The sequence below is a fragment of the Marinobacter sp. DY40_1A1 genome (genome assembly GCF_016597815.1).
Classification (GTDB): domain Bacteria; phylum Pseudomonadota; class Gammaproteobacteria; order Pseudomonadales; family Oleiphilaceae; genus Marinobacter; species Marinobacter xiaoshiensis.
The window spans coordinates 1-15,864 of the sequence record NZ_VCHA01000010.1 but is presented as its reverse complement, the minus strand read 5'-3'; the positions used below and the strand labels follow the sequence as shown (position 1 = coordinate 15,864).

Sequence of the window (15,864 nt, the reverse complement as noted above, 5' to 3'; positions counted from 1 at the left end):
GCATAGGGCCGTCAGCTGCGGAACAAACCAGAATCGCACCATCCATCTGTGCCGCACCAGTGATCATGTTCTTCACATAATCCGCGTGGCCCGGGCAGTCTACGTGTGCGTAGTGACGGTTAGGAGAATCATACTCAACGTGAGAGGTCGCAATGGTAATACCACGCGCACGCTCTTCCGGTGCGTTATCGATCTGATCGAATGCACTCGCAGAACCTGTGCCCCAAACTTCGTGACATACACGAGTCAGAGCAGCGGTCAGAGTCGTCTTACCATGGTCAACGTGACCAATAGTGCCCACGTTAAGGTGTGGCTTAATACGCTCAAATTTAGATTTAGACACAGTTACACCTCTTCCTGTTTCTTAAGTCCTGGGTATCAACCCTTTTTAATGATTGCTTCGGCGATGTTGTTCGGGGCTTCCGCATACCGCGAAAACTCCATTGCGTAGGACGCGCGACCCTGAGTAGCAGAGCGCAAATCCGTGGCATAACCAAACATTTCCGACAACGGAACCTCGGCGCGAACAATCTTGCCCGCAACACCGTCATCCATACCCTGAATCAGGCCTCGGCGGCGGTTCAAATCACCTACCACGTCACCCATATAGTCTTCAGGTGTTACAACCTCGACTTTCATCATCGGCTCAAGCAGAGCCGGGTTCGCTTCCAGGGCACCCTTCTTCATTGCCATGGAACCCGCGATTTTGAACGCCATTTCGTTGGAGTCCACATCGTGGTATGAACCATCGTACAAGGTTGCCTTGATACCCAGCAGCGGATAGCCGGCCAGACAGCCGTTTTGCATCTGCTCCGAGATACCCTGCTGAACCGCTGGCACATATTCCTTGGGAACTGCACCACCGACGATCTCGTTCACGAAGATAAAGTTCTCAGCGCCCTCTTCAAGTGGCAGCGGGTCAATCCTGACCTTTACGTGACCATACTGACCACGACCACCTGACTGGCGAACAAACTTACCTTCGACATCTACCGACTTACGAATGCATTCACGGTACGCGACTTGCGGCTTACCGATATTCGCCTCAACCTTAAACTCTCGACGCATACGGTCTACGAGGATATCGAGGTGCAGCTCGCCCATTCCAGAAATAATGGTCTGGCCACTTTCTTCGTCAGTACGCACACGGAAAGAAGGGTCTTCCTGGGCCAGTTTGCCCAGAGCCACACCCATCTTCTCCTGATCTGCCTTGGACTTGGGCTCCACAGCTACCGAGATTACCGGCTCAGGGAAATCCATCCGCTCAAGGATGATCTTGTGGTTCTCGTCACACAAGGTGTCACCAGTAGTGACGTTCTTCAAACCGATCGCAGCTGCGATATCGCCGGCCAGAACTTCCTTGATCTCTTCCCGGTCGTTAGCGTGCATTTGAACCATTCGGCCCACACGCTCTCTTTTACCTTTAACAGAGTTGAATACGGAGTTACCGGATTCGAGCCTGCCGGAGTAAACCCGGAAGAAGGTCAAAGAACCAACGAACGGATCCGTAGCAATCTTGAACGCCAACGCTGCAAACGGAGCATTGTCGTCAACTGGACGCGTATCCTCGGTGCCTTCGTCGTCGATTTCACCGCGAATGGCTTTAACTTCGTCCGGAGCCGGCAAATACTCGATAACAGCATCAAGAACTGCAGGCACACCCTTGTTCTTGAACGCGGAGCCACAGCAAGCCAGCACGATCTCGTTAGATAGAGTACGAGCACGCAAACCGGCTTTAATCTCTTCTACGGACAATTCGCCGCCTTCGAGATACCGCTCCATAAATTCTTCGTTGGCCTCAGCCGCTGCTTCGACCAGAGCCTCACGGTACTTGGCTACTTCGTCGACCATATCCGCAGGAATTTCATCCTCGCGGTAAGTCATCCCCAAGTCGTCATCACTCCAGTAAATCGCTTTACCGCGAAGCAGATCGACAACACCGGCAAACTGATCTTCAGAGCCAATAGGCAACTGAAGAGCCACTGGCGTTGCGCCCAGACGGGTCTTGATCTGCTCAACCACGCGCAGGAAGTCAGCACCAGCACGGTCCATCTTGTTGACGAACACCATGCGAGGGACTTCGTACTTGTTAGCCTGACGCCATACGGTCTCAGACTGCGGCTCAACACCGGAGGACCCGCAGAATACAACCACAGCACCATCGAGAACCCGCAGGGAACGCTCAACTTCGATAGTGAAGTCTACGTGCCCCGGGGTATCAATCACGTTGATACGGTGCTCATCAAACTGCTTATCCATACCCTGCCAAAATGTAGTAACAGCGGCAGAGGTGATGGTTATACCACGCTCCTGCTCTTGCTCCATCCAGTCAGTGGTGGACGCGCCATCATGGGTCTCGCCCATCTTATGGCTACGACCCGTATAGTAAAGAATACGCTCGGTCGTTGTGGTTTTGCCCGCATCAACGTGCGCACAGATACCAATGTTTCTGTAACGTTTAATCGGAGTTTTGCGTGCCACTGTATAAACCTCGGCTGTTTAGAAACGGAAGTGAGAGAAGGCTTTGTTGGCATCTGCCATACGGTGAACATCTTCACGCTTCTTGACAGCAGCACCTTTGCTGTCAGCCGCATCAAGAATCTCACCTGCCAGACGCTGGGCCATGGATTTCTCGCCGCGCTTCCGTGAAAACTCTACGAGCCAGCGCATTGCCAGCGCGTTCTGACGGGAAGGCCGTACTTCTACAGGCACCTGGTAAGTAGCACCACCGACACGACGGGACTTAACCTCAACCATCGGCTGGATGTTTTCCAGGGCCTTCTCGAACATTTCGATCGGCTCTTCTTTGGACTTCTCGGCAACAATTGTCAGGGCGCCATAAACAATGCGCTCTGCAACCGCTTTCTTACCGCTTTCCATCACGTGGTTGATGAACTTGGCAAGACGCGCACTACCGAACTTGGGATCCGGGATTATTTCCCGTTTTGCTGCAACTCTTCTTCTAGGCATCGATAAGCCCTTATCTAATTAAAAGGTCTTCAGGAACCCCTGAGATAGCCGACGGCTACTCAGCCTTACTCTTACCGTTCTGACAAGCAACGATAAAAGACACTCTTTCGGCACATTACGACTTGGGTCGTTTTGCACCGTACTTGGAGCGACCCTGTTTACGGTTCTGTACACCCTGGGTGTCCAGTGTTCCGCGAACAGTGTGATAGCGCACACCCGGAAGGTCTTTTACTCGACCGCCACGGATCAGCACAACACTGTGCTCCTGAAGGTTGTGACCTTCACCACCAATGTATGAGGAAACCTCGAAGCCGTTGGTCAGACGAACACGGCACACTTTACGCAGTGCTGAGTTCGGCTTCTTCGGCGTTGTGGTGTAAACACGAGTGCAAACACCACGGCGCTGAGGACAGGCCTGAAGAGCAGGAACGTCGCTCTTGGCTACCTTGCGCTTACGAGGCTTACGCACCAACTGATTAATCGTTGCCATGTAAGCAAACTCCAAAAAACCATATCAATGAAACTTACCCCCAGTGAAGGGGGTAAAATTTAAGGGACGCAAGTTTAAGCCTGCGCCCCCGGACAGTCAAGATGACTGTTCTCTTTTTAACCACCCCCGCATAAGTATCTACACGGAGGCGGCGCACCAAACTTAACCTCCGCGGTTAAGCTCTGCGCTCAGAGCCTCTTCAACATCAGCCGCTGTAACGCCCTGCTGTTCCAGTTCACGCTTGCGGCGACGCTCTGCGTGATAAGCCAAACCGGTTCCTGCGGGAATCAGTCGACCGACAACGACGTTTTCTTTCAGGCCGCGCAGGAAATCACGCTTGCCAGTTACCGCACCTTCGGTGAGTACCCGGGTTGTTTCCTGGAACGAAGCTGCAGAGATGAACGATTCTGTTGCAAGAGATGCCTTGGTGATACCCAGCAACAAACGCTCAAATCTTGCTGGCTCTTTATCAGCCGCAATCGCCTTTTCGTTTTCTTCCAGAAGCCTTGTGATCTCAAGCTGATCACCGGACATCAGGGTGGTATCACCCGGATCGGTAACTTCAACCTTACGCAGCATCTGACGGACGATAACCTCAATGTGTTTATCGTTGATGACAACACCCTGGAGGCGATATACGTCCTGGATCTCGTTGGTGATGTATCTCGCCAACTCAACCACGCCCAGCAGACGCAAAATGTCGTGCGGGTTAGACGGCCCATCTGAAATCACTTCGCCTTTCTCAACGGTTTCGCCTTCGAAAACGTTCATCTGACGATGCTTCGGGATCAGCACTTCGTATGGATCTGCATCTTTCGGAGTCAGCACCAGGCGCTTTTTGCCCTTGGTCTCTTTACCGAACGACACTACGCCACTGATCTCGGCAAGAATAGACGATTCCTTGGGACGACGCGCTTCAAACAGGTCAGCAACCCGTGGCAGACCACCGGTGATGTCGCGAGTTTTCGAGCTTGCCTGTGGAATACGTGCTACCACATCACCCAGCTCGATACGTGCGCCATTCGCCATGGTTACCAGGGCATTTGCTGGCATGAAGAAGATCGCTGCGCCACCTGTGGGCAGATCAACGTCATTACCCGCTTCATCAACCATCTGAATGGCCGGGCGAATATCTTTACCCGCAGCTGGACGCTCCTTCGGATCGATGATTTCCATCGTCGACAAGCCGGTGAGCTCATCTGTCTGGGTACGCACGGTAATGCCCTGGTCCATGTTGACGAACTTGGCAATACCTTCTGCTTCCGCGATGATTGGGTGAGTATGTGGATCCCACTTGGCAACCACTACACCCGCCTCAACTTCATCACCGCTCTTCACTGACAATACAGCGCCGTATGGAAGCTTGTACCACTCCCGCTCACGCCCTTGGTCATCAGCAATTGCCAAAGCAGATGAACGGGATATAACTACCAGCGAACCATCTGACCTCTGGAGAGACTTCAGGTTATGCAGGCGAACAGTACCGCCATGCTTTACCTGGACATTATCTACTGCTGATGCCCGACTGGCCGCACCACCGATGTGGAAGGTACGCATCGTAAGCTGGGTTCCCGGCTCTCCGATAGACTGGGCAGCAATAACACCCACTGCCTCACCAACGTTAACGCGGTGACCACGTGCCAGATCGCGACCATAGCACTTGGAGCAAATGCCGTGGCGAGTTTCACAGGTAATCGCAGAGCGAACCCAGACCTCATCCACACCAGCGCCTTCGAGCTCTTCAATCGTCTTCTCGTCCAGCAAAGTGCCGGCTGCAACTACGGCGTTGTCCTTATCGGTAGGAGTGAAGGTATCCCGGGCAGTAACACGACCCAGTACACGATCACCCAGAGGTACAACTACGTCACCGCCTTCGATGTGCGGCGTCATCAACAGACCTTCTTCTGTACCGCAATCCTCTTCGGTAACAACGAGATCCTGTGAGACGTCAACCAAGCGGCGAGTCAGATAACCGGAGTTGGCCGTTTTCAGTGCCGTATCCGCCAGACCCTTACGAGCACCGTGAGTCGAGATAAAGTACTGAAGTACGTTCAGGCCTTCACGGAAGTTCGCGGTGATTGGCGTTTCAATGATCGAGCCATCCGGCTTCGCCATCAAACCACGCATACCAGCGAGCTGACGAATCTGGGCTGCAGAGCCTCGAGCGCCGGAGTCCGCCATCATGTAGACGGAGTTGAAAGACTCCTGCATCAGGTCTTCGCCATCTTCGCCTTTAACGGGATTGCCGTCAGGGCCGATAACTTTCTCTTTGGAGAGTCGCTGCATCATGGCCTTGGAGACCTTGTCGTTAGCGCGCGACCAGATATCGATAACCTTGTTGTACTTCTCACCCTGCGTAAGCAGACCTGAAGCGTACTGGTTTTCAATATCCTTCACTTCATCAGAGGCGGCATCGACCAGCTCATACTTCTCTGGCGGAATTTCGAAGTCGTTGAAACCGATCGAAATACCAGAAACCGTCGCGTAGTGATAACCCATGTACATGAGCTGATCTGCGAAGATAACTGTTTCTTTCAAACCGGCATCCCGGTAACAGGTGTTGATCAGGTTCGAGATCGCCTTCTTGACCATGGGCTTATTCACCAGGTCGTAAGAAAGGCCGTCAGGAACAATATCAAACAGAAGTGCGCGACCAACCGTAGTGTCCACGATCTTGTATTCTTCAGTGCGCTCGCCACCCTCAAGAATGGCAACTTCCTTCACACGCACCTTAACCATGGCCTGCAGATCAACTTTGCCAGCGCCGTAGGCACGATGAGCTTCTTTGATGTCCGCAAAGACCATGCCCTCACCGAGCGCACTTTTGCGCTCACGGGTCATGTAATAGAGCCCAAGTACCACGTCCTGGGACGGAACAATGATAGGCTCACCGTTCGCGGGCGACAGGATGTTGTTGGTAGACATCATCAGCGCACGAGCTTCCAACTGCGCTTCCAGCGTCAACGGTACGTGTACCGCCATCTGGTCACCGTCGAAGTCGGCGTTATAGGCGGCACAAACCAAGGGGTGCAACTGAATTGCCTTACCCTCGATCAGTACCGGCTCAAATGCCTGAATACCCAAGCGGTGCAGAGTTGGAGCACGGTTAAGCATGATCGGGTGCTGACGAATAACTTCGTCCAGGATATCCCAAACAACGCCTTCTTCGCGCTCAACCATCTTCTTGGCAGCTTTGATCGTTGTGGCCAGACCACGATGCTCAAGTTTGGAGAAAATGAACGGCTTGAACAGCTCCAACGCCATTTTCTTTGGTAGACCGCACTGATGCAGGCGTAGAGAAGGACCAACAACAATTACCGAACGGCCAGAATAGTCTACTCGCTTACCCAGCAGGTTCTGACGGAACCGACCCTGCTTACCCTTGATCATGTCAGCAAGGGACTTGAGCGGGCGCTTGTTTGTGCCGGTAATGGCACGACCGCGGCGACCGTTGTCCAGCAGCGCATCAACCGCTTCCTGTAGCATGCGCTTTTCGTTACGCACGATGATGTCAGGAGCATTCAGCTCAAGCAGTCGCTTGAGACGGTTGTTGCGGTTGATTACCCGGCGATACAAGTCGTTAAGATCTGATGTTGCAAAACGACCACCATCAAGCGGCACCAGCGGGCGCAGGTCAGGCGGAAGAACCGGCAACACTGTCATTACCATGTCGCCCGGCTTGTTGCCGGAATACAAAAAGGCCTCAAGAATTTTCAGGCGCTTGTTGAACTTTTTGATCTTGGTTTCGGAGTTCGTCTGGGGTATTTCTTCCCGCAGTGCGTCAACCTGCTCCTGAAGATCAATCCCTTCGAGCAGCTCTTTAACGGCTTCAGCACCCATGCGGGCATCAAACTCGTCACCAAACTCTTCGAGTGCTTCGTAGTACTGCTCATCGTTCAGCAGTTGTCCGCGCTCAAGCGTGGTCATACCCGGGTCGATTACAATAAACGACTCAAAGTAAAGTACACGCTCGATATCACGCAGTGTCATGTCCAGCATCAGGCCGATACGGGACGGAAGTGACTTCAGGAACCATATATGAGCGACCGGGCTGGCCAACTCGATATGGGCCATGCGCTCACGACGTACGCTTGCCAGCGCAACTTCAACACCACATTTCTCGCAGATAACTCCGCGATGCTTGAGGCGTTTGTATTTGCCGCACAGACACTCATAGTCCTTGATCGGGCCGAAAATTTTGGCACAAAAAAGACCGTCACGCTCAGGCTTGAACGTACGGTAGTTGATGGTCTCAGGCTTCTTAACTTCACCAAAGGACCAGGACCGGATCATTTCCGGTGATGCCAACCCAATACGGATAGCATCAAATTCCTTGCTTTGGTTCTGGCTCTTGAGAAGATTCAGCAAATCTTTCATCAGTAAAAGCTCCGGATGGCGTTAATCTCGGGCGGGCACACCAAGTGCCCGCTCACGCTGCCAAAAACAATTCGGCTCACTCAGATTCCAGCTCGATGTCGATACCCAGCGAACGGATCTCCTTGACAAGAACGTTGAAGGACTCCGGCATGCCGGGCTCCATCCGATGGTCACCATCGACAATATTCTTGTACATCTTGGTCCGACCGTTCACGTCATCAGACTTAACGGTAAGCATTTCCTGCAGCGTATACGCTGCACCGTAAGCCTCGAGGGCCCACACTTCCATCTCACCGAAACGCTGACCACCGAACTGAGCCTTACCACCCAACGGCTGTTGGGTAACCAGGCTATAGGAACCGGTGGAACGGGCGTGCATCTTGTCATCGATCAGGTGGTTGAGCTTGAGGATATACATATACCCTACTGTCACCGGGCGATCGAAGGCGTCTCCTGTACGACCATCGTACAGCTTGGTCTGACCAGTAGTACTTAGACCCGCCAATTCAAGCATGTGCTTGACTTCAAATTCCTCGGCGCCATCAAAAACCGGCGTAGCCATAGGAACACCGCCACGCAGGTTATGGCACATTTCAAGGATTTCTTTGTCAGTCAAAGAGTCCAGGTCCACCTTGAACACTTCATCAGAGTGGTTGTAGATCTGATCAAGAAGCTTGCGCAGCTCGGCCACCTTGCGCTGCTCATCCAGCATTTTGCTGATGCGCTCACCCAAGCCTTTGGCCGCAGCTCCCAAGTGGGTCTCAAGCACCTGTCCGACGTTCATCCGCGAAGGAACACCCAGCGGGTTCAGCACGATATCAACGGTATTGCCGAACTCGTCGTAAGGCATGTCTTCAATCGGCATAACTGCCGAGATAACACCTTTGTTACCGTGACGACCGGCCATCTTGTCACCTGGCTGGATACGACGCTTGATCGCAAGGTAAACCTTGACGATTTTCAGCACGCCCGGAGCCAGATCATCGCCCTGCTGAAGCTTGCCCTTCTTGTCGTCAAAGCGCGCCTCGTGCTCTTTAACGCGCTCTTCAAGGCCCTGCTCGGACTTCTCGAGAAGCTCATTCAGGCTCTCATCCTGCATACGCAGCTTGAACCAGTCTGAGCGTGGCAACTCAGTCAGGTACCCCTCGTCGAGGGTTGCACCTTTCTTCAGGCCAGGACCACTGATGACTTGCTGTCCCTTCAGTGCATTCAGCAAACGCTCGAAAGTGGCACCCTCTACAATTCGGTACTCGTCTTTCAGGTCTTTGCGGTACTGGTTCAGCTGCTCTTTCTCAATAGACTGAGCACGCTGATCTTTCTCGATGCCATCGCGGGTAAAGACCTGCACATCGATTACAGTACCGCGGGTGCCTGTTGGCACACGGGAGGAGGTGTCTTTTACATCAGACGCCTTCTCACCAAAGATAGCCCTCAGCAGTTTTTCCTCTGGAGTCAGCTGAGTCTCACCTTTCGGTGTTACCTTGCCTACCAGGATGTCGCCGGCACCTACCTCAGCACCAATGTAAACAATACCGGACTCATCCAACTTGGACAGCGCGCTTTCACCAACGTTTGGAATGTCCGCAGTGATTTCTTCGCTACCCAGCTTTGTATCGCGAGCCACACAGGTCAATTCCTGAATGTGGATGGTGGTCAGGCGATCTTCCTGTACCACTTTCTCGGAGATAAGGATGGAATCCTCAAAGTTGTAACCGTTCCAAGGCATAAATGCGATTCGCATGTTTTGCCCCAGCGCCAGTTCACCAAGATCGACGGAAGGTCCATCTGCCAGCACGTCACCACGGGCAATTTCATCACCCTGGCGAACAATTGAACGCTGATTAATACAGGTGTTCTGGTTCGAGCGGGTGTACTTGGTGAGGTTATAAATATCCACACCTGCATCACCAGCTTCGGTCTCTTCGTTGTTCACACGCACCACGATACGGGCCGCATCGACACTCTCGATGACACCCCCACGACGTGCCGTCACACAAACACCAGAGTCCTGAGCAACGGTACGCTCAACGCCAGTACCTACCAGAGGCACCTGCGAACGCAGTGTCGGAACAGCCTGTCGCTGCATGTTTGCACCCATCAAGGCACGGTTAGCATCATCGTGCTCAAGGAACGGAATTAACGAAGCAGCAACAGAAACAACCTGGCGTGGAGACACGTCCATGAAGTTAACGCTTTCAGGAGGCATAACCGTAGTTTCGTTCTGGTGACGTACAGTTACCAGTTCATCCTGCAGGCGCTTGCCTTCGTCCATAGCCGCACTGGCCTGAGCGATAACGTAGTTGCTCTCTTCGATAGCTGACAGGTAAACCAGCTCATCGGTCACTACGCCGTCAATAACCTTTCTGTATGGGCTCTCAAGGAAGCCATAAGAGTTGGCACGAGCATATGTTGCCAAGGAGTTGATCAGTCCAATGTTTGGACCCTCCGGGGTCTCGATCGGACACACTCGGCCATAGTGAGTCGGGTGCACGTCTCGAACCTCAAAGCCTGCACGCTCACGAGTCAGGCCGCCAGGCCCAAGAGCCGAGATACGGCGCTTGTGAGTCACTTCAGACAGCGGGTTGTTCTGATCCATAAACTGGGACAGCTGGCTTGAGCCAAAGAACTCCTTAACTGCCGCTGCAACCGGCTTGGCGTTGATCAGATCCTGCGGCATCAAGCCTTCGCTTTCTGCAAGGCTCAGGCGCTCACGAACCGCACGCTCTACACGAACGAGACCAACGCGGAACTGGTTTTCTGCCATTTCACCGACACAACGCACGCGACGATTACCCAGGTTATCAATATCGTCAACTGTGCCCTGACCGTTACGGATATCGATCAGAGTCTTGAGGACATCAATGATGTCTTCGTGAGTCAGCGTACCTTCGCCTGTGCTTTCTTCGCGGCGCAGACGACGGTTGAGCTTCATCCGGCCAACGGCAGACAGGTCATAACGCTCTTCCGAGAAGAAGAGGTTATTGAACAGATTCTCTGCCGAATCTTTGGTGGGCGGCTCCCCGGGACGCATCATCCGGTAAATTTCCACCAAAGCTTCCAATGGGCTGCGGGTCGGGTCGATACGCAGGGTATCGGACATAAACGGACCGCAATCCAGGTCGTTGGTATAAAGAGTCTCGATCTCAGTGACGCCAGCATCGAGAATCTTGGCAACAACTTCTTCACTGAGCTCAGTATTACACTCAACCAGCACTTCACCGCTGGCCTTATCGATCATATCCTTGGCCAGAACACGGCCGTACAGATACTCAGTGGGAACCTCAAGTTCATTAATGCCTGCTTTTTCCAGCTGCTTGATGTGGCGCGCCGTTATACGGCGACCTTCTTCAACAATCAGCTTGCCATCGTTGTCCTTGATATCAAAAGTCGCGATATCACCACGAAGGCGGCTTGGCACCAACTCCAGCTTGCATGTTTCAGCGCCCAGAGTGAACTTGCTGGTATCAAAGAACATCGCGAGCATTTGCTCAGACGTATAACCAAGCGAGCGCAATAGGATTGAAGCCGGCAATTTGCGTCGACGGTCAATCCGAACGAAAACAGCGTCCTTTGGATCGAATTCGAAATCGAGCCAGGAACCACGGTAAGGAATCACCCGGGCTGAATAAAGCAGCTTGCCGGATGAATGGGTTTTACCCTTGTCATGGTCAAAGAACACACCGGGAGAGCGGTGGAGCTGGGAAACGATAACACGCTCAGTACCGTTGATAACGAAGGTACCATTTTCAGTCATCAAGGGCATTTCGCCCATGTAGACTTCCTGTTCTTTGATGTCCTTGATCGCCTTGTTGGACGATTCCTTATCATAAATGATAAGGCGAACTTTCACTCTCAGCGGCGCCGCGTATGTTACGCCCCTAAGCTGGCATTCCTTAACATCGAATACAGGCTCACCAATGCGGTAGCTCACATATTCGAGTGCTGCATTGCCAGAATAGCTGGCAATCGGGAATACGGATTTGAATGCTGCATGAAGACCGGTTTCCCGACGATCTCCAGGTGCGGCTTCCATTTGCAGGAAGTCCCGAAATGAATCCAGCTGAATAGACAGCAAATAGGGGACATCCATCACGGAAGGCAATTTACTAAAATCTTTGCGAATCCGCTTTTTTTCAGTGTAGGAGTAAGTCATCTGCATTCCCCAGCTTTAGACCTGATACCTGGTATCAAGAAGCAACCAATGTTCTGCTTCGGGGCCGAATTGCTCGGCTTATCGCGCCGTCTTGAACGAAGACCCTGGCAAACGTTTGCAGATCCAAACAAACCTGCATCCGAGTACCAGACTCTATAGCATATACAACAGAAAAAGGCCGGTGGCACAAAGCCACCAGCCTGTCTGCGCTTAAAGCGCAGTTTCGATCAACAGCCGACCCTTACTTAAGCTCAACAGAAGCGCCTGCTTCCTCAAGCTTCTTTTTAGCTTCTTCTGCGTCAGCCTTGCTCGCTGCTTCCTTGATAGTGGAAGGCGCGCCGTCAACCAGTTCTTTAGCTTCTTTCAGACCCAGACCGGTCAGTTCACGAACAGCCTTGATAACGTTAACTTTCTTCTCGCCAACGCCAGTCAGAACAATATCAAACTCAGTCTGCTCTTCAGCAGCGGCAGCGTCGCCACCAGCAGCTGCAGGTGCAGCAGCAACAGCAGCAGCGGCAGATACGCCGAACTTCTCTTCCATTGCTTCAACCAGCGCAACAACATCCATTACGCTCATTTCTGCAATTGCATTCAAAATATCGTCTTTAGACAGAGCCATGACTTTCTCCCAAAAAAATAAATATGGTGTTCAACAGAATCAAGCAGCTTCTTGCTTCTGGTCTCGAACTGCCGCAACGGCGCGGGTCACTTTCGAAGGAACTTCGTTCAGTGTCCGTGCCAGCTTGGTGATTGGTGCCTGTGTTACCGCAGCCAGCATCGTCAACGCTTCGTGACGTGTTGGCAGCTTGGCAAGACGATCGATCTGGTCTGCGCCCATCAGCTCACCGCCGACTGCCAGTCCTTTAATCTCGAATGCGTCTTTCTCTTTAGCAAAATCCTTAAGCAGGCGTGCAGCCGCTCCCGGATCTTCCATTGAGAATGCCAGAATGGTAGGGCCGACCAGAGCCTCATCAATGCACTCAAACTCTGTGCCACGAATAGCGATCTTCGCCAGGTTGTTACGAACAACCTTGAGACGCACATTTTCGGCACGAGCTTTGGCACGCAGAGCCGTCATATCACCAGAGGTGACACCACGGTAGTCAGCCAGAACCACAGACAGAGCACCACCGGCAGTCTCGTTGACTTCAGCGACGATCGCTTTCTTGTCTTCGAGTCTAATTGCCACTGGATTTCTCCTCGATTTCGCCAGGGGTATTCCCGGCAAACCCATCATTGCCCTGAAAGCCTGATATACAAGGCTTCCTATGGGCGCCTTAACGGTGTTTGGGTTCAGAGAGAACGTCTTCACACCGTCTGCGCAGGCGTTGCTTTAACCCTTCCAGCCAAAAGACTTCAGGGGCCTGCGGTCTTTGACAGCCTTGGCTTCCGCCCAGACTACAAAGTAACTACCGATCAAAAGATCAGATATCAAGACCGCTTTGATCGATAGTCAGGCCAGGACCCATCGTTGACGAGAGAGTGATCTTCTTGAGATACACACCTTTCGCCGAGGACGGCTTGGCCTTTTTCAGATCTGCTACCAGAGCCTCAAGGTTTTCCTTGATGTTCTGGGCAGAGAATTCGACATTACCTAACGGCGAATGGATGATACCATTCTTGTCCGTGCGGTAGCGCACCTGACCCGCTTTGGCGTTTTTGACTGCAGTCTCAACGTCAGGGGTAACAGTACCTACTTTCGGGTTAGGCATCAGGCCACGAGGACCCAGGATCTGACCGAGCTGACCAACAACACGCATGGCATCCGGGGTGGCAATTACCACGTCGAAATCCATGTTTCCTTTCTTAACTTCTTCAGCAAGATCATCCATACCGACAATGTCGGCGCCAGCAGCAGTCGCTTTCTCAGCGTTTGCACCCTGAGTAAATACTGCAACGCGGACAGTTTTACCTGTACCGTGCGGCAACACAGTGCTGCTACGAACAACCTGGTCAGATTTACGTGCGTCAACACCAAGATTGATTGCAACGTCTACTGATTCTTTGAACTTTACGCTTTGCCCCAGCTCGACCAGCAGTGATACCGCTTCGTCTACAGAGTAAGAACGCGTCGACTCAACCTTCGAGCGAATAAGCTTCTGACGCTTGCTCATTTTAGACATGTTACACGCCCTCCACGGTGAGGCCCATGCTGCGGGCAGTTCCAGCAATGGTGCGAACCGCTGCATCCATATCGGCAGCAGTCAGATCTGGCTCTTTGGTCTTGGCAATTTCTTCGAGCTGCTCGCGAGTCACCTTGCCAACCTTTTCGGTATTCGGACGACCAGATCCACTCTTGACACCAGCAGCCTTCTTGAGAAGAACAGGTGCAGGCGGGGTCTTGGTAACAAATGTGAAACTACGGTCGCTGTAAACAGTAATAACTGTAGGAATCGGCAAACCGGCTTCCATATCCTGGGTCTTTGCGTTAAACGCTTTACAAAACTCCATGATATTAACACCACGCTGACCCAGAGCAGGGCCTACGGGGGGGCTCGGGTTGGCCTTACCGGCAGCAACCTGAAGCTTGATATATGCTTCTATCTTTTTAGCCATGATAGTACTCCTATGGGTTCAAACGCCTTTCGGCTCCCCGTTGCAGACACAAAAAGCCCGCGACGCCTTAGCGCGCGAGCCTTCCGGTTTTAAAGCTACCGATCAGTCTTTCTCGACCTGCCCGAACTCCAATTCAACCGGAGTTGAGCGGCCGAAAATCAGAACAGCAACCTTGACCCGACTCTTGCCGTAGTCAACTTCTTCCACAACGCCATTGAAGTCAGCAAACGGACCTTCAATAACGCGAACAACCTCGCCTGGCTCAAACAACGTCTTCGGCTTGGGCTTGTCAGCACCGCTTTCAACGCGACGCAGAATAGCTTCAGCTTCCCGCTCGGTAATCGGAGCAGGCTTATCCTTGGTTCCACCGATAAAACCAAGCACACGAGGCGTATTCTTTACAAGGTGCCAAGTGCCGTCATCCATTTCCATTTGCACGAGAACGTATCCAGGATAAAACTTGCGCTCACTTTTGCGCTTCTTCCCATCACGCATCTCAACAACTTCTTCGGTAGGAACCAGGATCTCACCGAACCTGTCCTCCATACCCTCAAGCGCTATGCGCTCGATGAGAGTGCGCATCACGTGCTTTTCGTAGCCAGAATATGCATGAACCACGTACCAGCGCTTAGCCATTGCCCACTCCTGTTAACCTATGAATCCGGCGACCAGCCAGCTGATTATGGAGTCCATACCCCACAACAACAGAGACACAACCAGCACAAAAACCACAACAATAATCGTGGTCTGAACCAGCTCTGGCCTAGTGGGCCATACCACCTTCCGGATCTCGACACGAGCTTCTTTCAGAAGAGTCGCGAAACGCCGACCACGCGTCGTTTGCAAAGCCACAAGAGCTGCAACGATAGCGAGTACAACAAGAGCCAGAACCCGATACAGCAAAGACTCGGCGCTGAAATACTGATTACCGACAACACCAACGGCGATCAGCACGAACACAACTAACCACTTCACTACATCGAAGCGACTGTTTGATTGAACAGCTTTTGACTCCATGGGAATCAACTTATGTATCCGGATGTTAGAAAAATGGCAGGCCAGGAGGGAATCGAACCCCCAACCTGCGGTTTTGGAGACCGCTGCTCTGCCAATTGAGCTACTGGCCTGCACCGAAACTACTCAGTGCACTTTCTATCAAACGCGCCACAAGGGCGCGCTTGGTACTCGGGTAATATATTACTCGATGATCTTGGCGACTACGCCGGCACCAACGGTACGACCGCCTTCGCGAATCGCGAAGCGCAGGCCATCTTCCATGGCGATCGGAGCAATCAACGTTACTTCCATCTGAACGTTG

12 protein-coding genes, 1 tRNA gene and 1 pseudogene are annotated in these 15,864 nt (G+C 52.6%); all 14 read right to left on the bottom strand.

Annotation, left to right across the window (positions count from 1 at the left end):
- Positions 1 to 343, bottom strand: a 343-nt coding sequence (locus FFI61_RS17415; RefSeq protein WP_320159574.1) for a GTP-binding protein, incomplete at its 3' end; no start/stop codon positions are given.
- 35 nt (positions 344 to 378) lie between these two features.
- Positions 379 to 2,481: an elongation factor G gene (gene fusA / locus FFI61_RS17410; protein ID WP_200371884.1), complete on the bottom strand. Its 2,103-nt coding sequence runs from the start codon at positions 2,479 to 2,481 to the stop codon at positions 379 to 381.
- Between the two features lie 18 nt (positions 2,482 to 2,499).
- A complete protein-coding gene (rpsG, locus tag FFI61_RS17405; protein ID WP_200205292.1) occupies positions 2,500 to 2,970 on the bottom strand; it encodes a 30S ribosomal protein S7 in 471 nt (156 codons plus the stop codon).
- A 115-nt stretch (positions 2,971 to 3,085) separates the two neighbouring features.
- Positions 3,086 to 3,460 (bottom strand): 30S ribosomal protein S12, encoded by a 375-nt coding sequence (gene rpsL, locus FFI61_RS17400; RefSeq protein WP_012139854.1) that lies wholly within the window; start codon positions 3,458 to 3,460, stop codon positions 3,086 to 3,088.
- A gap of 162 nt (positions 3,461 to 3,622) precedes the next feature.
- Positions 3,623 to 7,837, bottom strand: coding sequence for a DNA-directed RNA polymerase subunit beta' (gene rpoC, locus FFI61_RS17395; protein ID WP_200371883.1), 4,215 nt, complete (start codon positions 7,835 to 7,837; stop codon positions 3,623 to 3,625).
- 76 nt (positions 7,838 to 7,913) lie between these two features.
- Positions 7,914 to 11,990: a DNA-directed RNA polymerase subunit beta gene (rpoB, locus tag FFI61_RS17390; RefSeq protein WP_200371882.1), complete on the bottom strand. Its 4,077-nt coding sequence runs from the start codon at positions 11,988 to 11,990 to the stop codon at positions 7,914 to 7,916.
- A 241-nt stretch (positions 11,991 to 12,231) separates the two neighbouring features.
- The gene (gene rplL / locus FFI61_RS17385) at positions 12,232 to 12,609 is read right to left on the bottom strand and encodes a 50S ribosomal protein L7/L12 (RefSeq protein WP_200205299.1); all 378 of its coding nucleotides are present in this window, start codon (positions 12,607 to 12,609) and stop codon (positions 12,232 to 12,234) included.
- A gap of 39 nt (positions 12,610 to 12,648) precedes the next feature.
- A complete protein-coding gene (rplJ, locus tag FFI61_RS17380) occupies positions 12,649 to 13,179 on the bottom strand; it encodes a 50S ribosomal protein L10 (protein ID WP_200205301.1) in 531 nt (176 codons plus the stop codon).
- A 235-nt stretch (positions 13,180 to 13,414) separates the two neighbouring features.
- Positions 13,415 to 14,113 (bottom strand): 50S ribosomal protein L1, encoded by a 699-nt coding sequence (rplA, locus tag FFI61_RS17375; protein WP_200205303.1) that lies wholly within the window; start codon positions 14,111 to 14,113, stop codon positions 13,415 to 13,417.
- A gap of 1 nt (position 14,114) precedes the next feature.
- Positions 14,115 to 14,546: a 50S ribosomal protein L11 gene (gene rplK / locus FFI61_RS17370; RefSeq protein ID WP_200205305.1), complete on the bottom strand. Its 432-nt coding sequence runs from the start codon at positions 14,544 to 14,546 to the stop codon at positions 14,115 to 14,117.
- 102 nt (positions 14,547 to 14,648) lie between these two features.
- Positions 14,649 to 15,182 carry a transcription termination/antitermination protein NusG gene (gene nusG / locus FFI61_RS17365; RefSeq protein ID WP_200205307.1) on the bottom strand — a complete coding sequence of 178 codons (534 nt, stop codon included), beginning with the start codon at positions 15,180 to 15,182 and terminating at the stop codon, positions 14,649 to 14,651.
- Between the two features lie 12 nt (positions 15,183 to 15,194).
- Positions 15,195 to 15,563 carry a preprotein translocase subunit SecE gene (gene secE / locus FFI61_RS17360; RefSeq protein ID WP_200205309.1) on the bottom strand — a complete coding sequence of 123 codons (369 nt, stop codon included), beginning with the start codon at positions 15,561 to 15,563 and terminating at the stop codon, positions 15,195 to 15,197.
- 34 nt (positions 15,564 to 15,597) lie between these two features.
- Positions 15,598 to 15,673 (bottom strand) — tRNA-Trp (locus FFI61_RS17355).
- Between the two features lie 70 nt (positions 15,674 to 15,743).
- Positions 15,744 to 15,864: pseudogene (locus FFI61_RS17350) on the bottom strand (elongation factor Tu); the annotation flags it as partial.